Source organism: Amycolatopsis mediterranei (assembly GCF_026017845.1).
Taxonomy (GTDB): Bacteria; Actinomycetota; Actinomycetes; order Mycobacteriales; family Pseudonocardiaceae; genus Amycolatopsis; species Amycolatopsis mediterranei.
Genome location: NZ_CP100416.1, coordinates 4,601,296 through 4,623,955 on the forward strand (window position 1 = coordinate 4,601,296; position 22,660 = coordinate 4,623,955).

The following is a 22,660-nucleotide window of genomic DNA, read 5'->3' on the forward strand; positions in this document are numbered from 1 at the left end:
TACAAGGATTACAGGCGCGACCGGTATCCGCTCACCAGATCCTCGGCGGCGTGCAGGCGGACGAGGAGCTGGTCCAGCCCCTCGCCGGCCTGTGCGTACTGCGAAGGAAGCCAGGGATCGGCCTTGGCCTGGGCATCCACGAGAGCTTGCCGGGCTTCCCCGAGCAGGCTTGTGGCCCGTTCGGAGTGGGCGCGCGCGTCGGCGAGCCCGGTCACGGCAGCGGTGAGCAGCTGGTGGAGTTCGGCGAGCGTCATCCGGCTAGAGACGCGCCGAGTAGGAGTCGGCGGAGGAAATGCTTGCTTGGACGGTGCTCTGCAGGCCGTTGATGCCTTGCAGGGCCTCCGCCAGGAGTCCGTGCGCCTGGCTCACTTCGTGCTGGCTGCTCCCTTGCGTCGCCTGTGCGAGCGACTGCTGGGCTTCTTCGAGAGACTGCGCTGCCTGCTGCAGGGCGGCGATGCTCGCGGACGCCTTCTCGTTGGCGAGCGCGATGCCAGCGCGGATCTCTTCGACTCCGGCCATCGGGCCTCTACTCCTCGAATATTCTGGTGGTCGTACGGGGACGGATTCCATTGAAACAGATCCAGCGACTCAGCGTGATCATCAGACTTTGCCGAGTGATCGCGGGCCCGGAATCAGCAAGGCCCCGGACGTGGGAACGTCCGGGGCCGGGCCGATCACGGTCTGTGCGGGGGGTGCCCCGCCACCAGTACCGCAGACTGAAGTCGCTGGCCAGCGCTACCCCAGGTCAGAGCGGTTTTCGTGCCACTGCTGGCCTTTCTCGACAGGGGCGGGCGAGGTGCTGGTGAGACTAGCGCGACCGGAGTAACGGCCTGCGGTCAGCCCTGTTCGTAACTCCTCGTACAGGCGCAGAAATTCCGCAGCACCGAAGGCATTTCACGTTCCGGTGGGCCAAAAGCGCCGTGCGATCGTGTCCGGGACATACCGACGGTGGGTCGCGCGAGCGCCGGCGAGCCCGCGGACGAAGGGGGGAAGACGACAAACGCCGGGCGGCCCGTGAAGGCTGCCCGGCGTTCGCCTGGTTACTGCGGCGGAGGATACAGGATTCGAACCTGCGAGGGCGTGAACCCAACACGCTTTCCAAGCGTGCGCCTTAGGCCGCTCGGCCAATCCTCCGCAGAAGACGATACCGGATGGCCCCGAGCGGCCCGGAAGGTGGGTCAGGCCGTGACGTCGGCCACCACGCAGGTGATGTTGTCCGGGCCGCCGCCTTCGTTGGCCAGGCGGATCAGCTCCGGGATCACCTCGGCCGGCTCCGCGCCGGCCGCCAGGACGTCGCGCAACGTCGCTTCGGAGACCGGGCCGCTCAGGCCGTCCGAACAGAGCAGGTAGCGGTCGCCGGGCTTCGCCTTGAACGTCCAGATGTCGGGGTCGCCGGAGCCCGCCGTCTGAAGCGCTTTCATCAGCAGCGATCGGCGGGGGTGGGACTCGGCGTCCTCCGCGGCGACGCGGCCGTCCTCGACCAGTGCCTGCACGAGCGTGTGGTCGCGGGTCAGCCGGCGCAGGCCGCCCTCGCGCAGGAGGTAGCCGCGGGAGTCGCCGATGTGGGCGGCCGCGAACTCGACACCGTCGAACAGCAGGGCCGTCAGTGTGGTGCCCATGCCTTCGGTCGTCGGCTCCTGCGCGACCACTTCGTGCAGCCGCGCGTCGATCGACTTGACCACCCCGGCCAGCGTCGCGGCCAGGTCCACGTTCGTCAGATCGAGGCGTCGCAGGTCGACTTCGAGCTCGCGCAGCACGTCGACCGCCGTCGCGCTGGCCACCTCGCCGTGTGGCTGGCCGCCGATGCCGTCGGCGACGGCGAGCAGGCGGGAACTCGCGTACACCGCGTCCTCGTTGATCCGGCGACGCTTGCCGACGTCCGACCCCGCGGCGTACCGCAGGACGTACCGATCGTGTGTCATGGCTCCCATAAAAGCATTGGTTGACTGAGTTCACAAGCGTCTCGGCTGAATGGAGCATCCTCCGATAGAGTCCTCGCCATGGACGACGATGCCACGGTCAGCGCGGCCGACATCGCGCGGCTCGCCGGGGTCGGGCGGGCCGCGGTCAGCAACTGGCGCCGCCGCTACCCGGACTTCCCGCCGCCGGTCGGCGGCACGGCGTCGAGCCCGCTGTTCGGCCTCTCGGCCGTCGCCGGCTGGTTCCGCGCCCGTGGCAAGAAGTTCGAGCTGAGCGCCGGCGAACGCGCGTGGCAGCGCCTGCGCGCCCTGGGTGACGACCTCGACCTGGCCGAGCGCGTCAGCCGCGCGGGCGGCTTCTTCGCCTTCCAAGCCGGTATCTCCGACACCTTCGACAGCGAACTCGACGACCCGGAGCTGCTCACCCTGCTCAGCGAGCTGACGCACCAGGCGGGACCGGTCGAAGCGTTCGAACTGGTGTGCCGCCGGTACTTCGAGGCGCACTCGCGGCGGTTGTCGGCCACCCCGGAACCGATCGCCGAGCTGATGGCCCGGCTCGCCGGCCCGGTTTCGACGATCCTCGACCCCGCGTGCGGCTTCGGCGCGCTCGCGCTGGCGAGCGGCGCGAAAACCGTGCTGGGACAAGACAGTGACCCGATGACGGCGTCGATCGCGGCGCTGCGGCTGCGGTTGCGCGGCCTCGAGGTGGAGGTCCACGCGGTCGACGCGCTGCGCGAAGACGCCTTCGCCGGCCGCACCGCCGAAGCGGTGTTGTGCGACCCGCCGTTCAACGAACGGGCGTGGGGGCACGACGAACTGGTCGGCGACGCGCGCTGGGAATACGGCCTGCCCCCGCGCGGCGAACCCGAACTCGCCTGGGTGCAGCACTGCCTCGCGCACGTCGAACCCGGTGGCACCGTGGTGATCCTGATGCCGGGCGCGGCGGCCGGGCGGCGCAGTGGCAAGCGCATCCGCGGCAACCTGCTGCGGGCGGGCGCGGTCCGTGCCGTCGTCACGCTGACGCCGACCGGCCCCGACCTCTGGCTGCTGCGGCGGCCCGCCCCCGGTGAGCGAGCGCCGTCCACCGTGCTGCTCGGCGAAGCGGGCGACGATCTGTCCACAGTGGAAGAAAGCTGGCGGGAATTCGGCGAGCACCCGGAATCCGGCGTCCGGATCATCGACCTGCTCGACGACGACGTCGACCTCACGCCGGCCCGCCGCCGCACCAGGGACGAGGATCCCGGGCTGGCTTTCCAAGCCGTGCGCACGCGGTTCGCCGAGCTGGCGCCCGAGCTGCCACCCCTGGAAGCGGCGGCCGCCGAACCGGCGTTCACGACCATCGGCGAGCTGGTCAAGGCCGGTTTCGTAGAGGTCAAGTACGCGCCGGTGCGTGCGGACGCCGAGCACCCGCCGGCCGAGGCGGGTGACGTCGTCGCGTCGGTGACCGGCATCGCGTACGTCCACAGTGGACCGCCGCGGCCGGTGGGCGCCGGGCTCACCGTGTACCGCGTCGACGCCGAGCGGCTGGACGCGGAGTTCCTCGCCGGCTGCCTGCGCGCGGCCGACCTGCCCGCCGCGTCGGCGTCGACCCGGATCGACAGCAGGCGCGTGCGGATCCCGCGTGTTTCGCTCGCCGTCCAGCGCGAGTACGGCGAGGTCTTCCGGCGGCTGGCGGAGTTCGACGCGGTGCTGCGCGAGACGGCCGAAACCGGCCGCGAGCTGGTCCGGCTAGGCTTCGCTGGACTTGTCGGAGGACGGCTCAGGCCGGGCCACTAGGGGAACGGATGCTGATCGCCGACCGCTACGAGCTCGACGAGCTGCCGCTCGGCCGCGGTGGGATGGGCGCGGTGCACGGCGGGGTCGACCGGCGGCTGGGCCGCCGCGTGGCGATCAAGCTGCTCAGGCTGCCGGGCCGTGACGAAGAGCTGGAAGCCCGCTTCGCCCGCGAGGCGCGCATCCTGGCGACGCTCGACCACCCCGGCGTCCCGGCGCTGTACGACTACGGCACCCACGACGACCGGTTGTTCCAGGTCATGCAGTTCGTCGACGGCGTCACGGTGGCCGACCTGCTCGCCGAGCACGGGCCGTTGCCGGTGCCGTGGGCCGCGGCGATCGCGGCACAGGCGTGCGCGGTGCTGACCGCAGCCCACGCGCTCGCCGTCTGCCACCGCGACCTCAAGCCGTCCAACCTGATGCTCGGGCCCGACGGCGGCGTGAAGGTGATGGACTTCGGGCTGGCCGTGCTCCGCGAAGCCGACGCGGCGCAGTTCACCCGGGCCGGGCAGCTGCTGGGGACGCCGTCGTACATGGCGCCCGAACAGATCCAGCGAGGCGGCGCCGAACCGCGCAGCGACCTTTACGCGCTGGGCTGTGTGCTGCACGAGATGCTCACCGGACAGCGGCTCTTCGACGGGCCCACCGCGTATGCGGTGTTCGAGCGGCAGGTCAAGGAACTGCCGCCGCCGGTGCCGGGTGTCCCGAAGCCGCTCAACAAACTGCTCGCCGAGATGCTGGCGAAAGACCCCGAAGCCCGGCCGGCCGACGCCGCCGTGCTGTACGTGCGGCTCGGCGCGTTCGTCGGCGAACTGCCGCCGCTGCCGGGCTTCCTGGTGCCGCCGTCGGTGCCCAGCCCGGGCCGGATGTACGCCCGGATGCTGGGCCGCGTCAGCGGCTGACCGCCGCTCGCCGTCCGGCGAGCGGCAGGCCGCGGCGCTGGGTGCGCCGGTAGGTCGTCGCGTTCTGCACCGCGATGCTCACGCCGAGGCTGAGCGCGATCGACGCCGAGGTCAGCGGGCCCGTGACGCCGAGGGCGGTACCCAGCGCGACCACGCCGATCCGGACGGCGACCGTCAGCACCCACAGCCCGACCGTGACGGCCGAACCCTTCTGGAACGTCGTGCCGTCGCGTTCGGTGAGGGTGGTCGTGGTGCTGCGCAGCACACCGAGCCCGGCGAGCACCAGCAGGTCGGCGCCGAGCAGGCCCAGCTCGGCCGCGGACGCGCCGGGCAGCGCTTTCAGCGTCAGGTACCCGCCCACCGCCGTGAGCAGCAGGGGCGTGGTGACCAGCGTCCTGAGGTTGAGCAGCGTGCCCCGGATCTGCTGGTAGACGACCTTGTAGAGGACGAGGCCGGCGATGGCGGCGTAGAGCAGGACGTTCGCGGCGCTGGGCATTCCGGGCTCCCCTGGGTTCGACGGTCGGTCCCAGCTTCGGCGGCCGGCGTTCCGATGGCATCGGCCCGCGGATCGGTTCCGGGTGGATCCCGGCCTCCACCTGCGGGTGGAGCCTGGCTGCCCAAATCGTGACCTTCCCCGACGAACCTCGACCGGGTGAACGCCGTCTTTACCGATGTCCAAACGCGATGATCGAAACAGCTGGGGGTACCGATCGTGAAGAGGCTTCTGGCGGGAGCGGCCGCGCTGGCCACCGCGTTCGTGCTGGCCGCGTGTTCCGGCGGGGGCGCGGCCGGTGGCCCGAACGCGGGCGGCGGGGCCGTCGCCGCGGCGGGGACCGGCGGCGGGACACCGACCTCGAGCACCGCCCCCGCACCGACCTCCACCGTCACGCTGCCGACCCCGACGCCCACCCCGGAGTCCACGAAGCCGGCGCCGACCAGCACCTCGGCCAAGCCGAAGCCCAAGCCGACGCCGACCACGACCCCGAAGCCGGCGCCCAAGCCCGCGGCGGACCCCGGCGTTCCGTGCGCGGCGGCGGCCGCGGCTTCGGGCACCGCCGCCTGCGTCGACATCTCGGCGCACAAGGCGTGGCTGCTGGAGGGCGGCAAGGTCGTCTACGGTCCGGTGCCGATGCTGCCGGGGCGCCCGGGCAACCCGACGCCGACCGGCGCGTTCCACGTGCTGTCGAAGGAGAAGGTGCACCTGTCGAAGGAATTCGACAACGCGGAGATGCCGAACTCGGTCTTCTTCTACCCGGGTGACGCCTTCCACACGGGCAGCCTCTCGGTGTACTCGCACGGCTGCATCCACCTGTCGGCGGGCGCGTCCCTGAAGTTCTTCAACACGCTGAGCGTCGGCGACGTCGTGCAGGTCGTCCCGTAAATCGCTACGGTCCGTCACGTGGCGTAGGTCACATTCGGATGAAGTAATCCGGATTGGTGCAACTGGCCCCCCTGATCTTGCGACAAAAGATCACTTGGGAAGGGGGCCAGATGGCCGTGCGGACGCTTCGCCTGCTGCTGGTGGCGGCCCTGACCGGGGCGTTGCTGCCCGTCGTGTCCACGGGAGTGGCGACGGCGGCGGCGCTCCCGCCGGGGTTCGTGCTCCAGGACACCGACTCCGGGCTGGGGTCGTACCAGCTCACGGATTTCGCGTACTTACCCGGCAACTCCGTCCTCGCCACCGGCAAGGACGGAGTTGTCCGCTGGCTGCCGGTCACCGGCGCCGGCCGGACGATCGCGGCGCTGCCGGTGCACGCCGACGGGGACCTCGGCCTCGTCGGGCTGGCCGTGGCGCCGGACTACACGACATCGCGGGCCATCTACCTCACCCGGTCGATCAACACCGCCGGCGGCTTCGTCATGCGGCTGTCGCGGTTCACCGTGACCGTGGACGCGGCGGGCGCGCCGGCCGGCTTGACCGGCGAGCGGCCGGTCTTCGAGGCGCCGGGCACCTTCAACGTCCACGGGATCGACACCGTCCACGCCGCCGCGGACGGGACGCTGTGGCTGTCCGTCGGCGACGACAGCGACTACCGGATGACGGATCCGGGCGCGCTGCGCGCCCAGGACGTCAACCAGCCCTACGGCAAGATCCTCCACCTGACCGCCGACGGCCAGGGCGTGCCGGGGAACCCCTACTTCGACGCGGCGAACCCGGGCTCGACCGCGAGCAAGGTGTTCGCGCGCGGGTTCCGCAACCCGTTCCGCTTCGGCATCGACGCGAGCCTCGGCCTGCCGGTGGCCGGTGACGTCGGCTGGAGCAACTGGGAAGAGCTCGACGTCGTCCAGCGCGGCGCCAACCAGGGCTGGCCGTGCTGGGAGGGCAACCACCGGACGCCGGGTTACAGCGACCTCGCGGGCTGTGCCGGCGTGCCGAACCAGCCGCCCCTGTTCGAACTGCCGCACGGCGCCGGGGTCATGACGGGCAACAGCGTCACCGGCGGCATTGTCTACAATGGAGCCGGCTACCCGGCCGCCTACCGCGGCTCGTACTTCTTCGGCGACTACGTGGCGAACAAGATCTGGACGCTGCGCTACGACGACCAAGGCCGGCTCACGCAGGCTCCGGAAAACCCGCCGGTCTTCACCGGCATCGGCGGCCCGGTGAAGTTCGCGGCGGCGCCGAACGGCGACATCGTCTACGCCGACATTCTTTCCGGCAATCTGCGCCGCCTGAGCTATTCCGCCGGCAACACCGCCCCGGTGGCCAAAGCGACGACGTCGACGAACCCGGCCACGCGCACGGTGTCGTTCGACGGCTCGGCCTCGGTCGACTACGACGGCGACGCGCTCGTCTACGACTGGGACTTCGGGGACGGAACGACCGCGGCCGACGCCGGTCCGAACGTGTCGCACGCCTACGCGGCGGGCACCACGTCGTTCACCGCGAAGCTGCGGGTCCGGGACCCGCTGGGGCTCAGCGGCGAGGTCGCCATCGCGGTCGCGCCCGCCAACCACACCCCGGTGCTCACGCTGACCCCGCCCGGGACCACGGCGTTCGCGGTGAACCAGCAGGTCGCCGTGCGCGCCACCGCGACCGACGCCGAGGACGGTGCCCTGCCGATCACCTGGACCACGGCCGTGCGGCACTGCCCGAGCGAAGCGACGTGTCATTCCCACCCGGGCATCGGCGGGACCGGGGCGAGCTTCGCGCAGGCGTTCACCGCACACCCGGACTCCCGGATGGAGTTCACCGCGACGGTGACCGACAGCGCGGGCGTCGCCACTTCCCAGACGTACACGGCGATGCCGCGCCAGCACCGGATCACCCTGCGCGGTACGCAACCCGCCTCGCTGGGCATTCCGGTGGAGGGCGGCGTCAGCTCGGCCATGGTCACCGAAGGCGCTTCCTTCGACGTCGAGGCCGCGCCGCTGGCCATCGACGGCGCGTCCCGGTTCTCCGGCTGGCAGGGCGGCCCGGCCGAGCCGACGTGGATCGTCACCGTCGGCACCGGCGACCTGACGCTGACCGCGAACTACGCGACCCCGATCGACCAGCGCTACGACGCCGACGCGGCGGTGCGGGCGACGCTCGGCGCGCCGGTGGCGGCCGAGAGCACCGACGGCCCGGTCCACTACCGGGTCTACGCGAACGGCCGGCTGTACTGGAGCGCGGAGACCGGCACCCGGTACGTCACCGGTCCGGTGCTGGACAAGTACCTCGCCTTCGGCGGGCACGGTGTGCTCGGCCCGCCGTCGTTCGACACGCTGACGACCCCGGACGGAATGGCCCAGTACAACCACTTCCTCACCAACGGCACCGTGGGGTCGATCTACTCCACCGCCGCGACGGGTGCGCACGTGATTTTCGGGGAGATCCGGAAGAAGTGGGCCGAGCTGGATTACGAGCGTGGCGTGGGTTATCCGACGACTGACGAGCTCGGCACGCCGGACGGGGTCGCTCGCTACAACCATTTCGTCAAGGACGGTGGGGTCGGGTCGATCTATTACACGACGGCGACGGGCGCGCACGCGATCTACGGGGAGATCCGGAAGAAGTGGGCCGAGCTGGATTACGAGCGTGGCGTGGGTTATCCGACGACTGACGAGCTCGGCACGCCGGACGGGGTCGGCCGCTACAACCATTTCGTCAAGGATGGCTGGGTCGGGTCGATCTACTACACGACCGCGACGGGCGCGCACGCCATTTACGGTGAGATCCGGAAGAAGTGGGCGGCGCTCGACTACGAGCGCGGTCTCGGCTACCCGGCGACCGACGAGCTCGGCACGCCGGACGGGGTCGGCCGCTACAACCACTTCACCGCCGGCGGCTCGATCTACTACACGTGGAGCACCGGCGCCCACATGGTGAAGGGCGAGATCCGGAAGCGCTGGGCGGCGCTCGGCTGGGAGTACTCCTACCTCCACTACCCGAGATCGGACGAGTACGTGACGAACGGCGCGTACCGCAGTGACTTCGAGGGCGGCTACATCACCTACACCCTCGCCGCGGGGGCCCGGGAGCGCCACTGGTGACCAGATCTCCAACTCCCTGACCGAAGGGCGACGAGGTCCAGGTCATCCCGTGAGTCCTCTTAGGACTGACGCAGGACGGCCGGTGTCGTCCCGGCCGTCGTCAGCGGCAGGCCGAGGGCGACGCGCTCGGTGAGCCACGGGCTCGGCCGGTAGCGGGGATCGCCGGTGGCCGCGGTGAGGCCGTGCAGGATGCGCAGCACCACGTCGCCGCCGACGAGGTCGCCCCAGGCCAGCGGGCCGCGCGGGTAGCCGAGGCCGAGCCGGACCGCCGTGTCGATGTCCGCCGGTGTGGCCAGGTGCTGACCCGCGATGAAACACGCCGTGTTGACGATCGACGCCAGCAGGCGCTGCGCGATCGGGGCGGGCCCGTCACGGACGACCGTCACCGGGTGGCCGGTCGCGGCCAGCGCGCCCCACGCGGCGCGACCGGCGACCGGCTCGAGCCCGGGGTGCACCGACATCGTCAGCCGGCGTTCGTAACCGCCCAGCGGATCGACACCGGCGACGCGGTCCAGCGGCAGCCCGGCGCGGGCCGCGGCGTCCACTGTGGATTCCCCGTAGAGCGGCACGAGCAGGACCGCGTCCGGGTAGGCGTCCGAAACCACCTGCACGCCCGCGGACGACAGCGCGCGGGCGAGGTGCTCGTCCGCGGTGAACACCGGGCTGGCCGGCTTCGGCGGGGCGGCAGGCTCGTCGGCGACCTGCTGCTTGCCGTCGGCGTAGGTGTAGAAGCCTTCGCCGTTCTTCCGCCCGAACAAGCCGGCGGCCACGCGCGGCCGGGTCAGCCACGACGGCCGCAGCCGCGGGTCGCCGTGGAAGCCGCTCCAGATGCTTTCGAGGACGGCGTGCGAGACGTCGAGACCGGTGAGGTCGAGCAGCTCGAACGGGCCGAGCTTCAGCCCGAGCACGTCCCGGGCGATGCGGTCGACGTCGGCGGGCTCGGCCAGCGCCTCGGCGAGGATCTGCAGCGCCTCGGTGTTGAGGCCGCGGCCGGCGTGGTTGACCAGGAAGCCGGGCGCGTCCTTCGCGAGCACCGGCTCGTGGCCCCAGCTCTTGACCAGTTCGAGTGCTTCGCCCGGCAGCCAGCCGTGCGTGCGTGCGCCGGGGACCACCTCGACCAGGCGCATCAGCGGCACCGGGTTGAAGAAGTGCAGGCCGACGAGCCGGCCGGGGTCGGTCAGCGCGGCGGCGATCTCGGTGACCGACAGCGAACTCGTGTTCGTCGCGAAGACCGTCTCCTGTGGACAGACGCGCTCGAGGCTCGCGAACAGGGCGCGTTTCGTCGCGAGGTCCTCCCGGACGGCTTCGATGACGAGGTCGACGCCGTCCGCGGGTGCGTCGGGCGCGTCCACCGCGACCAGCCGGTCCTTCACGGCTTGGGCGTCCTCGCTCAGCTTGCCTTTGGCGGCGAGCTTGTCCACCATCCCGCCGACGAACTCGATCGCCTCGGCGACGGCCTCGCGCCGGACGTCGGCCAGCTCGACGGTCATCCCCGCGGTCGCGGCCAGCTGCCCGATCCCGCGGCCCATCACCCCGGTCCCGATCACCCGGATCCTGCCGACCTTCCCGGCCCACCCCGTCACGTCGTGCCGCCTTCCGCCGTTGGACTTCCGCCCCAGCCTAGAGGCCGACGAACTCCGCCATCCGCCTCGCCGAGTGAGCGAAGAACGCGTCGGCCGGGTCGACGCTGCCGACGTACTGGCCGAACAGGTCGAAACTGATCGCGCCGAACAGCTGGGTCCACGCCATCAGCAGCCGGGCCACGGTTTCGGGTCCGGCGATGATCCCGAGGACCTTCGTGAGCGCCTCGGCCTGGGCGCGCAGCTCGGGCGGGACTTCGCCGTCGATGTCGCGCAGCTCGGTGTGCGTGAGCACGTTGACCAGGGCGAGCGCGACGCGGGCGGCCGGCACGACGGTGTCCTGCGGTGCCGCGTAGCCGGGGATCGGGGAGCCGTAGATCAGCGCGTACTCGTGGGGGTGGGCGCGGGCCCAGTCGCGCGTGCCCTGCCAGATCGCCAGCCACCGCTCGCGCAGGTCGCCGGTGCCCGGGTCCGCCTTCTCGGCCGCTTCGCCGATCGCGTTGTAGGCGTCGACGATCAGGTCGGTCAGCAGCCGGTCGCGGCTGGGGAAGTACCGGTAGATCGCGGACGAGACCATGCCCAGCTCCCGGGCCACCGCGCGCAGCGAAAGCCCGTGCGCGCCGACCTCGGCGAGCTGGCGGCGGGCTTCGTCCTTGATCTCCTGGGTCAGTTCGGCGCGGGCACGTTCACGCGCGGTGCGGGTGGCGGTCATGGGGATCAGTGTGCCACGACGAGAGCGCCGCACAAAACAGAGAGCACCGCTCTTGACAGAGTGCGGCGCTCTGGTGTTCACTGCTCTTAACCGAGAGCACTGCTCTCCCGAAGCTTCGGAGGACACCATGAGCGAGACCCGCTACATCGAGCCGGGCAAGTCGACCAGCCTCTTCAACGAGGTGGTCGCGAAGCTGACCAAGCTGGGCGTGAGCGTCTGGGGCAGCCGGGTGCTGACCGTCGTCGGCCGCAAGAGCGGCGAACCGCGCTCGGTGCCGGTCAACCTGCTGACCATCGACGGCGTCCGCTACCTCGTCGCCCCGCGGGGTGAGACGCAGTGGGTGCGCAACCTGCGGGCGGCCGGCCAGGGCACGCTGCGCGTCGGGCGCCGCGTCGAGAGGTTCACCTTCCGCGAGCTGGCCCACGACGAGAAGCCGGGCATCCTGCGCGCCTACCTCAAGCGCTGGAAGTTCGAGGTCGGCGTGTTCTTCGACGGCGTCGACGCCAAGGCCTCGGACGAGAAGCTGCGCGAGATCGCGCCGGGCTACCCGATCTTCGAGATCTTCACGAAGTAGGTTTGCGCCGGGTGAAGTTGGCCGCGATCAGGACCACGCCGACCAGGAACGCGGCGAGCCCGATGAGGAACCACAGCTTCTGGCCGGTCATGAAGCTGCCGGTGATGACGCCGACGCCCTGCAGTACCCAGACGGCGCCGACGAGCATGAGCACGACCCCGGCCGCGAGGGTGATCCACCGCTTCATGGGCCCAGCTTAGGCGGGTCGCTCGTCCGGCACGAGTTTGTGGCGGTAGGCGTAGACGACGGCGTGCACCCGGTCGGGCAGCCCGAGCTTGCTGAGCACGCGGGACACGTGCGTCTTGACCGTCTCCTCGCCGACGTGCAGCTTCCGCGCGATCTCGGCGTTGCTGCAGGCGCCGGCGAGCAGCAGCAGCACCTCGCGTTCGCGGGAGGTCAGCCGGGCCAGCTCCGGGGGTTCGGCGGCCGCCGGTTCGAGGACCGTCGCGAACTTCGCGACCAGCCGCCGCGTCACCGAGGGATCGATCAGCGCGTCGCCGCGCGCGGCCACCCGCATCGCCGCGACGAGCTCCTCCGGCGCCAGGCTCTTCAGCAGGAACCCGCTCGCGCCGGCCCGCAGCGCGCGGTAGACGTACTCGTCGGCGTCGTAGGTCGTGAGCACGAGGACGCGCGTGTCGTTGCCCGGCGCGGCCAGGATCGCCTCGGTCGCGGCGAGGCCGTCGAGGCGGGGCATCCGGACGTCGAGGACCGCGACGTCCGGGCGCAGGCGGGCGGTCTCGGCGACGGCTTCGCGGCCGTCGCACGCCTCGCCGACGCAGGTGAAGTCGGGCTGGGTGTCGAGCAGCGCGCGCATCCCGGAGCAGAACATCGCGTGGTCGTCGGCCAGCAGGACGCGGATCATGTGCTCTCCACCGGGAAGGTCGTGCGCAGCTGCCAGAGCCCGCCGGCCTCGCCGTAGGAGACTTGGCCGCCGAACAGGGTGACGCGCTGGCGGATGCCGGCCAGGCCGCGGTGCGCGTGCTCGCCATCGGCCGTCCGGTCCGGGCACAGGCCGTTGGTCACCGTGAGCACGACCTCGGTGCGGCCGTGGTTCAGCTCGACCTCGACCGGGCCCTGGCCGTGGCGCAGGGCGTTGGTCAGGGCTTCCTGGGCGATCCGGTAGAGCGCGACGTCGAGCGAGCCGGGCAGTTCGCGGGGTTCCCCGCGCAGCGTCAGCCGGGTCGGCAGGCCGGCCGCGCGGACGGTTTCGACCAGCTCGTCGAGGTTGTCCAGGCCGGGCTGTTCGACGTCGGTCTCGGCGTGCAGGAGGTCGAGCAGCCGCCGCAGGTCGGCCATCGCCGAGCGGCTCGCCGATTCGACGGCGCCGAGCGACTTCCGCGCCGGTTCGGCGCCGTCGGGCAGGCCGAGCCGGGCGGCGCCGGCGTGCACGCCGATGGCGCTGACGTGGTGGGAGATGACGTCGTGCAGGTCGCGCGCGATGGTGGTGCGTTCCTCGAGGACGGCCCGTTTGATGGCTTCTTCTTCGTGTTGACGGCGTTCGTCGGCTTCGCGTTCGAGATCGGCGATGTAGGCGCGCCGGGCGGTCGTGTACCGGCCGACCAGCCACGGCAGCAGCGCGGAGACGCTGACGTTGATGGCGACGAGCCGCCAGTCGGCGGCAGTGCGCCCGCCGCCGGCGACGCAGCCGACGGTGACCCCGGCGAGGAGGGCGCCGAGCGCGAGCACAGCGGGCCGCAGCCGCAGCCAGGCCCCGGCCCGGTAGCCGGCGATGAGGATCCCGGCGTTGTTGCCGGTGACGTACCCGTGGCAGGTGCAGAGCAGGAGCGGCGCACCGACGAAGAGCACGGCGTGGGCGAGGGCGACCCAGCCGGAGTACCGCGCGGCCCCGGCGAGGGCGGCGTTGACGGCGACCCCGCCGAGCAGCACGACCCAGGCCCGCCAACCGGCCTCGCCGAGCGGGCCGCGAAGGGTGAAAAGGGCGGCGTCGCAGACAACGCAGACGAGCGCGACCAGCAGCGACTGCCGTCTCAGCGACCCCCGGATGTCCTGCACACCGGCAACTGTGCCCTAACCGGCGACGGCGAGGGACGGAAACGCCCCGATGCGGCGTGGAGGGGTGCGCGGCACCGGGGCGTTCCCTGGCTGAAGGGGTGGTGGCGCGAACGCCTGGCGGCGGCGCGGGTCAGCTCGCTTGCCGTCCGGTCGTGGGCTGGGTCGCCGCGCGGGTTTGGTGGCCGAGCCGCGAGCCGCCGGCCCGGGCGGGTCATGCCGCTCGAGCCGGCGGTTGGCTCGCGGAGTCGGCGCCTGGCCGTGACCCCTCCGCGGGTCAGCTCGTCGGGCGGGTCGAGTAGCCACCGCCGCGGCGCTGGCCCGGCTGGCGCTGGCCCAGCTCGAGACCCTTGCCCAGCGACGTTGCCGTTGCCGTCTGGCCCTCCAGCTTGGCCACCACCGTCACGTTCGTGTCGCCCGTCTTCACGTCGCCCGTTTTCTGGGTCGACGCGTCGAGCGTGTACGTCTGCTTGTAGCCGTCCTTGCTGGTCAGCGTCACCGAGGTGGCGCTCAGCTCCGTGACGTCGCCCGTCTGCAGGCGCTCGGTCGTGTAACCGCCGCTGCCGTTCGACACCACGAAGTCGCCGTGTAGGGCGTCGCGCAGCGCGGCCATTCCGCCGCCGAAACCGCCTGCCGGCAGGCCCTGGCCGCGGAACTGGCCGCCGCCCGGACCGCCTGGGCCGCCCGGGCCGTTGAAGCCGGCGGGGCCCTGGGCCGTGTTGCCGGCGCTGCTGGTGCCCGCCCAGATCGCCGCGCCGCCGCCCGCCGCGATCACCACGGCGATGCCCGCCGCGATCGCGGTCTTCTTGCCGGACCAGCCCTTCTTCGGCGCCGCCGGGGCCGGATCGCCCCAGTTGGCGCCCTCGGGCTGGGTGTTCGGCATCGGCTCGGTCGTCATCATGTCCTCCGGTGGTGCCCACACTGGTCCCGCTCAGGTTCGCCGCCGCGGCTGTGTTTGAGCTGTGCGGAGCGTCAGCGGGTCCTGTGCCTCGAAAGCGCGAACCTTCACAGCAAACGCACAGCGACCGCACAGCGAACACCGACGCGTGGCCGGGAAGGTGGCACCATGACCGCTATGAACGCCACGTCACCCGGCGCCGGCAAGGCCGACCTGCGCCGCGCCGACGGGAGTCCGGTGCGGGTCCTCGTCGTCGACGACGAGGCGACGCTGGCCGAGCTCGTCTCGATGGCCCTGCGGATGGAGGGCTGGGAAGTGCGCAGCGCGGGCGACGGCACCGAGGCCGTCCGGATCGCGCGCGAATTCCGCCCCGACGCCGTCGTCCTCGACGTCATGCTCCCCGACTTCAGCGGCCTCGAGGTGCTGCGCCGGATGCGGTCCGAAGCGCCCCAGCTGCCGGTGCTGTTCCTGACGGCGAAGGACGCGGTCGAGGACCGGATCGCCGGGCTCACCGCCGGGGGCGACGACTACGTCACCAAGCCGTTCAGCCTCGAGGAGGTCGCGCTGCGGCTGCGCGCGCTGCTGCGCCGGGCGGGCGGGGTGACGGGGGCGAGCGGGTCGACGCTCGTCGTCGGCGACCTCACCCTGGACGAAGACAGCCGCGAGGTGCACCGCGGCGGCGACCTGGTGCCGCTGACCGCGACCGAGTTCGAGCTGCTGCGCTACCTCATGCGCAACCCGAAGCGGGTGCTGTCGAAGGCCCAGATCCTGGACCGCGTGTGGAGCTACGACTTCGGCGGCCAGGCCAACATCGTCGAGCTCTACATCTCCTACCTGCGCAAGAAGATCGACGCCGACCGCGAGCCGATGATCCACACCATGCGGGGCGCCGGGTATGTCCTCAAGCCAGCAGGCTGAACCGGAGCGCGTGCGCCGGCCGTGGTCGCTGCGACGGCGGCTGATCGTCCAGCTCGCCGCGCTGCTCGCCCTGGTGTGCCTGGTCGTCGGCGTGGTCACGGAGTTCGCGCTGAGCGAGTTCCTCGTCGGCCAGCAGGACAAGCGGCTGGCCGCGGCGAGCGACCGCGCCGCGCACGCCGGGGACCGCCCGCCGCCGTGGACCTACGGCGAAGCGCCACCACCGGACCCGCTGCGGGTGCTCGGCCAGGGCGAGGGCACGCTCGCCGTGGTCCAGGTGCGGCCGGGCGCCTCCCCCGACGCCGGGGTGCTCGACTCGAGCGTGGTCGGGGTGTCGAGGCGCAAGGCGCCGTTCAAGGGCATCTCGAAGGAGCAGACGCGGGCCCTGCTCGCACTGCCGTCGGACGGGAAGCAGCGCAGCATCGACCTCGGCGGCAGTCTCGGCGAGTACCGCGTCGTCTCGACGACGTCGCCCCGCGGGGACAAGACCGTCATCGGCCTGCCGCTGAAGGACGTCAACGAGACGCTCTGGCAGCTCGGGTTCATCCTCGGCGGGGTCGCGCTCGCCGGGATCCTGGTGGCGGGTGCGGTCGGCGCGGCGACGATCCGGCGCACGATGCAGCCGCTCGACCGGCTGGCCGCGACCGCGACGCGCGTCTCCGAGCTGCCACTGGACCGCGGCGAAGTGGCGCTGTCCGAACGCGTCCCGGAGGCCGACACCGACCCGAACACCGAGGTCGGCAAGGTCGGCTCGGCGCTGAACCGGATGCTGCAGCACGTCGCGAACGCGCTGACCGCGCGGCACGCGAGCGAGAACCGCGTCCGCCAGTTCGTCGCGGACGCGAGCCACGAACTCCGGACGCCGCTGGCGGCGATCCGCGGTTACGCCGAGCTGACCCGCCGCGGCGGCGAGCAGGTGCCCCCGGACGTCGCGTTCGCGATGAGCCGCGTCGAGTCCGAGTCACGCCGGATGACGACGCTGGTGGAGGACCTGCTGCTGCTCGCCCGGCTGGATTCCGGCCGCCCGGTGGTGCACGAGTGGGTGGACCTGTGCCGACTGGTGGCCGACGCGGTCGCGGACGCGCACGTCGCGGGCCCGGACCACAAGTGGCTGATGGACGTCCCCGGCGAACCGATCGGCGTCCGCGGCGACGCGGGCCAGCTGCACCAGGTGGTGATCAACGTCCTGGCCAACGCGCGCACGCACACACCACCGGGCACGACGGTGACGACCACACTGTCCACATCAGACGGAATGGTCCGGCTCCGGGTGGCCGACGACGGCCCGGGCATCCCGCCGGAAATCCTCCCGGACATCTTCGAGCGCTTCGCCCGCGGCGACAATTCACGATCCCGCGCGGCGGGCAGCACGGGGCTCGGGCTGGCGATCGTGGCCGCGGTGGTGGCGGCGCACGGCGGGCGCGTCGGGGTGCAGAGCCGCCCGGGACGCACGGAGTTCGAGATCACCTTCCGGGCGGCGGCACCGCAGTGAGCACCCGTCCGGGGCCGATGCACAGCTGACGCACAGCTTGGCCACAAGTTCACCACATGCGGCGCCGACACGGTGAACGCCATGACGACCACGCTGTCGGCGCCCGAACACGCCCAGCCCCAGCCGCCCGCTCCCGCCCGAAAACCGCGGTGGGTCAGGCCTTCCGTGGCCGCGCTGCTGGCCGGCACCGCGCTGCTCTACCTGTGGGACCTGGCGAAAACCGGCTGGGCCAACGACTTCTACGCGATGGCCGCGCAGGCCGGGACGTGGAGCTGGAAGGCGCTGTTCTTCGGATCGCTCGATCCGGGCAACGTCGTCACCGTCGACAAACCGCCGTTCTCGCTGTGGATCATGGGGCTGTCCGGCCGGCTCTTCGGGTTCTCCAGCTGGAGCCTGCTGGTGCCGAACGCGCTCGCCGGGGTGGCGTCCGTCGGCCTGCTCTACCTCGCCGTGCGGCGGCTGTCCGGGCCGGGGGCCGGGCTGCTGGCCGGGGCCGGGCTCGCGCTGACGCCGGTCGCCGCACTCATGTTCCGCTACGACAACCCCGATGCCTTCCTCGTGCTGCTACTGGTCGCCGGGGCCTACTGCGTGGTGCGGGCGCTGGAACACGCGAGCACGAAGTGGCTGCTGCTCGCCGGGGTGGCGATCGGCTTCGGGTTCCTCGACAAGATGCTGCAGGCCTTCCTCGTGCTGCCCGCGTTCGTGCTGGTCTACGCCGTCGCGGCGCCGACATCGCTCGGCCGCCGGATCGGCCGGCTGTTCGCCGCGGCGGGCGCGGTGCTCGTCTCCGCCGGCTGGTGGATCGCGGCCGTCGCGCTCTGGCCGGTCGCGGACCGGCCCTACATCAGCGGCTCGACCGACAACTCCGTGCTGGAACTGGCCTTCGGCTACAACGGGCTCGGCCGGATCTTCGGCGAAGGGCGCGGCGGCCGGGCGGTCACCCCGCCCGCCGGGATCGAGCTGCCCGCCGGAGGGGAGCTGCCCGGCGGCGGCCGCGGGTTCGGTGGCGGCTTCGGCGGCCAGGCCGGCCTGACCCGGCTGTTCGGCGGCGAGTTCGGCGGCGAGGCGTCGTGGCTGCTGCCGGCCGCCGTCATCGGGCTGGTCGCCGGCCTGTGGTTCACCCGCCGCGCGCCGCGCACCGACCGCACGCGGGCGGCGCTGCTGCTGTGGGGCGGCTGGCTGGTGGTCACCGCGCTGGTGTTCAGCTACATGAGCGGCATCATCCACCCGTACTACACGGTCGCCCTGGCCCCCGGGATCGTCGCCACGCTGGCGATTTCCACGCGCGAGCTCTGGCGGGGCCGGGCGAACTTCGCGGCTCGCGCGGTGCTCGCCGTCATGCTCGCGGTGACGGCGGTCTGGGCGTTCGTCCTCCTCGCGCGGACACCGGACTGGCAGCCGTGGGTCCGCTACGCGCTCCTCGGCTCCGGCGCGGCCGCCGTCGGAGGCCTGCTCTTCGGCGCCGACCGCGTCCGGCGGCTCGGCCCGGTCGTGGCCGTGCTCGGCCTGTGCGGCGCGCTGCTCGGGACGACGTCCTTCACGCTGGCGACGGCCGCGACCGCGCACGCCGGCGGGACGCCGTCGTCCGGGCCGTCCGTCGCGAGTGGACGCGGCTTCGGCGGCGGCGCGCGCGGCTTCGGTGCGGGGGAGACCGACTCCGCGGTGATCGACCTGCTGAAGGGCACGACGACGAAGTGGGCCGCGGCGCAGAGCGGCGCGATGCAGTCGGCGGGCCTGGCACTGGCGAGCGGACGGCCGGTGCTCGCGATCGGCGGCTTCAGCGGCAGCGACCCGGCGCCGACGCTGCAGCAGTTCCGGCAGTACGTCGCCGACGGCGACATCCGCTACTTCGTCGCCGGTGGCCGCGGCGGCTTCGGCGGCGGCCGCGGGACCGCCGGGGAGATCCAGGCCTGGGTGGAGCAGAACTTCGCGCCGCTCACGGTGGGCGGCACGACCGTTTACGACCTGACTAAATCTGTCGATTGATCGAAATTCGCCGAACCCGAGCGAATTGTTTCGGGCGTGTTAACAGTCCGGGAATCATTCGGCGTAGCCCAGACCGGTGCGGTATCGGCAGATGCGGACAGGTGTTCGATTCCCGGGATGGCGGCAGGCGGATTCCGAACGACCGTTCGGATCCGCCTTCTCGCTCTCGGTGATGATCTCGGCACTCCGCGCCGCCGCTGTAACGACAAGGGGTGATCGGCCGTGCAGTTGCACGCGATCACCGCACGCGCACGCGGCTGAATTGACCGGGCGGCCGACAGAAACAGCCGCAAAGTTGATCTTGAAACCTGCGAATCCGCGCTGGTTAGCCCACCTGGCGGTCACTCGTTCGGCTGAACTGGCGGACGTTGTGGGGATCTTGTGCTACTCGCTAGGCTCTCCGCCGGGAGAGGGACAGGGGTGGCTGATCCGGCGCGTTGAGGGCCGGGAATTCACTGAGCGTAGGTGCTCCCTGTCCGCGTTCTCTCGCGATGACCCGATCAGGTGCGGCCGGAAGTGAGCAGCGATGACCGTGCGCGGTAGCGCAGCTCGACGAGATCCCCCTCCCCGTTGTCACCACCTGTAGCCCCGAGCACCGCAATTCCTCCTTTGGTACGGCACCACTCCACTTCCCCCGCAACTTGGAGTTCGTTGTGATTTCCCGTCCTCGCCCCCGTCTGCTGACGGTGCTCCTGACTTTGCTGACCCTCGCCGGGGCCACCGCGCTTTCGGGGTGCAGCGACAGCTCCGCCTCCGGCAGCGGCAGCAAGATCACCATCGGATTCAGCGCCTGGCCGGGCTGGTTCCCCTGGCAGGTGGCGCAGGAACAGGGCCTGTTCACCAAGAACGGCGTCAACGTCGACCTCAAGTACTTCGACAACTACACCGACAGCATCAACGCGCTCTCCAGCGGCGCCATCGACGCCAACAGCCAGACCCTCAACGACACCCTGTCGTCGGTCTCCGGCGGCGCCAAGCTGTCGATCGTGCTGGTGAACGACAACTCCACCGGCAACGACAAGATCATCGCCCGGGACGGCATCACCAGCATCGCCGACCTCAAGGGCAAGAAGGTCGCCGTCGAGCAGGGCGCGGTCGACCACTACCTGCTGCTGCTCGCGCTGCAGTCGGCGAACCTGACCGAAAAGGACATCCAGCTCGTCAACCTCCCGACCGACGCCGCCGCGGCCGCGTTCAAGAGCGGCCAGGTCGACGCGGTCGCCGCGTTCGCGCCGTTCACCTCGACGGCGCTGGAGCGCGCGGGCAGCCGCGGGATCTCCTCGTCGGCGGAGTTCCCGGGCGCGATCCCGGACCACCTCGTCACGTCGCAGAAGCTGGTCAAGGACCACCCGAAGGACGTCCAGGCGCTGGTCAACACCTGGTTCGAGACGCTGACCTGGATCAAGAACAACAAGGACGCGGCCGTCAAGATCATGGCCAAGCGCGGTGGCGTCTCCGAGGCCGACTACAAGTCCTACGACGCAGGCACCACGATCTTCACGCGGCAGCAGAACATCGACGCGTTCACCCCGGGTGTCACCGCGCAGCACCTCGACTTCCAGGCGAACAAGATCATCGACTTCATCGTCGGCACCGGTCTCGCCCAGCAGCGGCCCTCGCTCGACGGCCTGTTCGACGACCAGTTCGTGAAGGCCGCCCCCCAGTGACCGGTCCGACCCAGCGCACCACCCCGGCGAGCACGGCCGAGGCGCGGGCCGCCGAGGCACAGGAGGCGGAACAGCGGCTCGCCGAGCAGCAGGAGGCCGGCCGGGCGGGCGGTGGGCGACCGGACTGGTCGCCGCTGCCCCGCCGGGCCGGGCTGAAGCCGTCCGCTTCGCCGCTTTTCTCCTTGCGCGCGCCCATTTCCGCGGCGTCCCGCTGGACGCTCGCGGTGCTGTCGTTCGCCGTCCCGTTCCTGGCGTGGGTCGTGCTGAGCGTCAGCGGGGCCGTCGATGCGACGTTCCTGCCGTCCCCGGCCGCGGTGCTCAAGGCCGGGATCGACATGGCGAGCACCGGCGAGCTCTTCGACGACCTCTGGACGACCACCCAGCGGGTGCTCGAAGGCTTCGGCCTCGCCGTGCTCGTCTCCGTGCCGCTCGGCATCCTGATGGGCTCCTTCACCGCCGGGCAGGCGTTCTTCGAGCCGCTGATCGGGCTGCTGCGCTACCTGCCGGCGAGCGCGTTCATCCCGCTGCTGATCATCTGGCTCGGCCTCGGCGAGCCGTCGAAGATCGCCATCCTCTTCATCGGCACGGTCTTCTTCAACACGCTGATGACCGCCGACGTCGTCCGCGGCGTGCCGAACTCGCTCATCGACGTCTCCTACACGCTCGGCGCGCGCCGCGGCGAGGTGCTGCGCAAGATCGTCGTGCCGCATTCGCTGCCGGGCATGATCGACGCGATCCGGGTCAACGCGGCCGCGGCGTGGAACTTCGTGGTCGTCGCCGAGCTGATCAACTCCTCGGCGGGGCTCGGCTACCGGATCGTCCGGGCCCAGCGGTTCCTGCAGACCGACAAGATCTTCGCGGTGCTCGTGGTCATCGGGATCGCCGGGCTCGCCATCGACGTCCTGCTGCGGCTGCTGCGCACGCGGGTCGGGAAGTGGGCGGCATGACGCTGGAACTGCGCAACGTCGCCAAGGACTACACCGTCCGCGGCAAGACCACGCGCGCGCTCGACGGCGTCGACCTCGAAGTGCTGCGCGGCGAGTTCGTCTGCGTCGTGGGCGCGAGCGGCTCGGGCAAGTCGACGCTGCTGTCGCTGGTGGCCGGGCTCAGCCGGCCGACCGAGGGCGAGATCGTGCTCGACGGCGTCCCCGTGACCGGACCCGGGCCCGACCGCGGGCTCGTCTTCCAGGCCGGCGCGCTCTACCCGTGGCGCAGCGTCGAGAAGAATGTCGCGTTCGGACTCGAGCTGCTCTCGCTCGACGCCGCCGAGCGCGCCAAGCGCATCGACTGGTACCTGGCCGAGACCGGGCTCGACGGCGTGCGCAAGTCGCTGCCGAAGCAGCTTTCCGGCGGCCAGAAGCAGCGCGTCGCGATCGCGCGCGCCCTGGCGTGCGAACCGGAAGTTCTGCTGCTGGACGAACCCTTCGGCGCGCTGGACGTCCAGACCAAAGAGGACATGCAGGTGCTGATCCGCCAGGTGTGGGCCGACACCGGCACCACGGTGCTGATGGTCACCCACGACGTCGAGGAAGCGGTCTTCCTGGGCGGCCGGGTGGTGGTGCTCGCCTCCGACCCGGGCCGGATCGCCGCCGACGTCGAGGTGGCGCTGCCCGCCGAGCGCGACTTGGCGGTGAAGCGCGAACCGCGGTTCCTCGCGCTGCGCGCCCGGATCGAGGATCTGGTCCGGGAGCAGCACCGGGGCCACGTGAGCCGGGTGGCCGCGGTCGAGTGAGAACGGAAGACGGGAAGGTGGCGG

The 22,660-nt window shown here is 71.5% G+C and carries 21 protein-coding genes and 1 tRNA gene; 11 read left to right on the top strand and 11 right to left on the bottom strand.

The window, feature by feature from the left end:
• Nucleotides 1-8: 8 nt before the first annotated feature.
• The 4 genes from ISP_RS21285 to ISP_RS21300 all read right to left on the bottom strand — a co-directional run bounded on the left by ISP_RS21285 (nucleotide 9) and on the right by ISP_RS21300 (nucleotide 1,922).
• Nucleotides 9-254, bottom strand: a complete 246-nt coding sequence (locus ISP_RS21285; RefSeq protein WP_003056173.1) for a hypothetical protein — start codon at nucleotides 252-254, stop codon at nucleotides 9-11.
• A 4-nt stretch (nucleotides 255-258) separates the two neighbouring features.
• The gene (locus ISP_RS21290; protein WP_003056176.1) at nucleotides 259-519 is read right to left on the bottom strand and encodes a hypothetical protein; all 261 of its coding nucleotides are present in this window, start codon (nucleotides 517-519) and stop codon (nucleotides 259-261) included.
• 530 nt (nucleotides 520-1,049) lie between these two features.
• A tRNA-Ser gene (locus tag ISP_RS21295) sits at nucleotides 1,050-1,134 on the bottom strand.
• Nucleotides 1,135-1,178: 44 nt separating this feature from the next.
• A complete protein-coding gene (locus ISP_RS21300) occupies nucleotides 1,179-1,922 on the bottom strand; it encodes a PP2C family protein-serine/threonine phosphatase (RefSeq protein WP_014467841.1) in 744 nt (247 codons plus the stop codon).
• A gap of 78 nt (nucleotides 1,923-2,000) precedes the next feature.
• Between ISP_RS21300 and ISP_RS21305 the strand changes: the two genes are divergently transcribed.
• Nucleotides 2,001-3,695: an HsdM family class I SAM-dependent methyltransferase gene (locus ISP_RS21305; RefSeq protein WP_013230654.1), complete on the top strand. Its 1,695-nt coding sequence runs from the start codon at nucleotides 2,001-2,003 to the stop codon at nucleotides 3,693-3,695.
• 8 nt (nucleotides 3,696-3,703) lie between these two features.
• Entirely contained in the window at nucleotides 3,704-4,594 is an 891-nt protein-coding gene (locus ISP_RS21310) for a serine/threonine-protein kinase (protein WP_013230653.1), read from the top strand.
• Here the strand turns inward: ISP_RS21310 and ISP_RS21315 are convergent.
• The gene (locus tag ISP_RS21315) at nucleotides 4,584-5,090 is read right to left on the bottom strand and encodes a hypothetical protein (protein ID WP_013230652.1); all 507 of its coding nucleotides are present in this window, start codon (nucleotides 5,088-5,090) and stop codon (nucleotides 4,584-4,586) included. The genes ISP_RS21310 and ISP_RS21315 overlap by 11 nt on opposite strands.
• 216 nt (nucleotides 5,091-5,306) lie before the next feature.
• On the opposite strand from ISP_RS21315, the gene ISP_RS21320 reads away from it, so the two are divergent.
• Together ISP_RS21320 and ISP_RS21325 are read left to right on the top strand one after the other, a co-directional pair.
• On the top strand, nucleotides 5,307-5,975 hold the full coding sequence (locus tag ISP_RS21320; protein WP_013230651.1) for a L,D-transpeptidase: 669 nt from the start codon (nucleotides 5,307-5,309) through the stop codon (nucleotides 5,973-5,975).
• Between the two features lie 110 nt (nucleotides 5,976-6,085).
• Nucleotides 6,086-9,070 carry a PQQ-dependent sugar dehydrogenase gene (locus tag ISP_RS21325; protein ID WP_014467840.1) on the top strand — a complete coding sequence of 995 codons (2,985 nt, stop codon included), beginning with the start codon at nucleotides 6,086-6,088 and terminating at the stop codon, nucleotides 9,068-9,070.
• Nucleotides 9,071-9,129: 59 nt separating this feature from the next.
• Here the strand turns inward: ISP_RS21325 and ISP_RS21330 are convergent, their stop codons facing one another.
• Both ISP_RS21330 and ISP_RS21335 read right to left on the bottom strand, forming a co-directional pair.
• Complete coding sequence (locus tag ISP_RS21330) at nucleotides 9,130-10,653, bottom strand: 3-hydroxyacyl-CoA dehydrogenase (RefSeq protein WP_013230649.1); 1,524 nt, start codon at nucleotides 10,651-10,653, stop codon at nucleotides 9,130-9,132.
• A 37-nt stretch (nucleotides 10,654-10,690) separates the two neighbouring features.
• Nucleotides 10,691-11,362, bottom strand: coding sequence for a TetR/AcrR family transcriptional regulator (locus ISP_RS21335; RefSeq protein WP_013230648.1), 672 nt, complete (start codon nucleotides 11,360-11,362; stop codon nucleotides 10,691-10,693).
• Nucleotides 11,363-11,489: 127 nt separating this feature from the next.
• Between ISP_RS21335 and ISP_RS21340 the strand changes: the two genes are divergently transcribed.
• Entirely contained in the window at nucleotides 11,490-11,936 is a 447-nt protein-coding gene (locus tag ISP_RS21340; protein WP_013230647.1) for a nitroreductase family deazaflavin-dependent oxidoreductase, read from the top strand.
• Here the strand turns inward: ISP_RS21340 and ISP_RS21345 are convergent.
• From ISP_RS21345 to ISP_RS21360, 4 genes are all read right to left on the bottom strand, one after another.
• Nucleotides 11,926-12,123 carry a hypothetical protein gene (locus ISP_RS21345; RefSeq protein ID WP_013230646.1) on the bottom strand — a complete coding sequence of 66 codons (198 nt, stop codon included), beginning with the start codon at nucleotides 12,121-12,123 and terminating at the stop codon, nucleotides 11,926-11,928. The two genes, ISP_RS21340 and ISP_RS21345, sit on opposite strands and share 11 nt — an antisense overlap.
• A gap of 9 nt (nucleotides 12,124-12,132) precedes the next feature.
• Complete coding sequence (locus ISP_RS21350; protein ID WP_013230645.1) at nucleotides 12,133-12,798, bottom strand: response regulator; 666 nt, start codon at nucleotides 12,796-12,798, stop codon at nucleotides 12,133-12,135.
• Complete coding sequence (locus ISP_RS21355; protein ID WP_013230644.1) at nucleotides 12,795-13,949, bottom strand: sensor histidine kinase; 1,155 nt, start codon at nucleotides 13,947-13,949, stop codon at nucleotides 12,795-12,797. The genes ISP_RS21350 and ISP_RS21355 overlap by 4 nt, the downstream gene beginning before the upstream one ends.
• A 274-nt stretch (nucleotides 13,950-14,223) precedes the next feature.
• Entirely contained in the window at nucleotides 14,224-14,847 is a 624-nt protein-coding gene (locus tag ISP_RS21360) for a hypothetical protein (protein WP_013230643.1), read from the bottom strand.
• 165 nt (nucleotides 14,848-15,012) lie between these two features.
• Here ISP_RS21360 and ISP_RS21365 point away from each other — a divergent pair, with 165 nt between their 5' ends.
• From ISP_RS21365 to ISP_RS21390, 6 genes are all read left to right on the top strand, one after another.
• Nucleotides 15,013-15,762 carry a response regulator transcription factor gene (locus ISP_RS21365; RefSeq protein ID WP_013230642.1) on the top strand — a complete coding sequence of 250 codons (750 nt, stop codon included), beginning with the start codon at nucleotides 15,013-15,015 and terminating at the stop codon, nucleotides 15,760-15,762.
• The gene (locus ISP_RS21370; RefSeq protein WP_200876236.1) at nucleotides 15,740-17,251 is read left to right on the top strand and encodes a sensor histidine kinase; all 1,512 of its coding nucleotides are present in this window, start codon (nucleotides 15,740-15,742) and stop codon (nucleotides 17,249-17,251) included. Before ISP_RS21365 ends, ISP_RS21370 begins: the two co-directional genes overlap by 23 nt.
• Before the next feature lie 81 nt (nucleotides 17,252-17,332).
• Entirely contained in the window at nucleotides 17,333-19,237 is a 1,905-nt protein-coding gene (locus ISP_RS21375) for a glycosyltransferase family 39 protein (protein ID WP_230468648.1), read from the top strand.
• Nucleotides 19,238-19,890: 653 nt separating this feature from the next.
• On the top strand, nucleotides 19,891-20,904 hold the full coding sequence (locus tag ISP_RS21380) for an ABC transporter substrate-binding protein (protein ID WP_049878194.1): 1,014 nt from the start codon (nucleotides 19,891-19,893) through the stop codon (nucleotides 20,902-20,904).
• Nucleotides 20,901-21,851, top strand: a complete 951-nt coding sequence (locus tag ISP_RS21385; protein ID WP_013230638.1) for an ABC transporter permease — start codon at nucleotides 20,901-20,903, stop codon at nucleotides 21,849-21,851. The genes ISP_RS21380 and ISP_RS21385 overlap by 4 nt, the downstream gene beginning before the upstream one ends.
• Nucleotides 21,848-22,636: an ABC transporter ATP-binding protein gene (locus ISP_RS21390; RefSeq protein ID WP_013230637.1), complete on the top strand. Its 789-nt coding sequence runs from the start codon at nucleotides 21,848-21,850 to the stop codon at nucleotides 22,634-22,636. The genes ISP_RS21385 and ISP_RS21390 overlap by 4 nt, the downstream gene beginning before the upstream one ends.
• Nucleotides 22,637-22,660 lie beyond the last annotated feature (24 nt).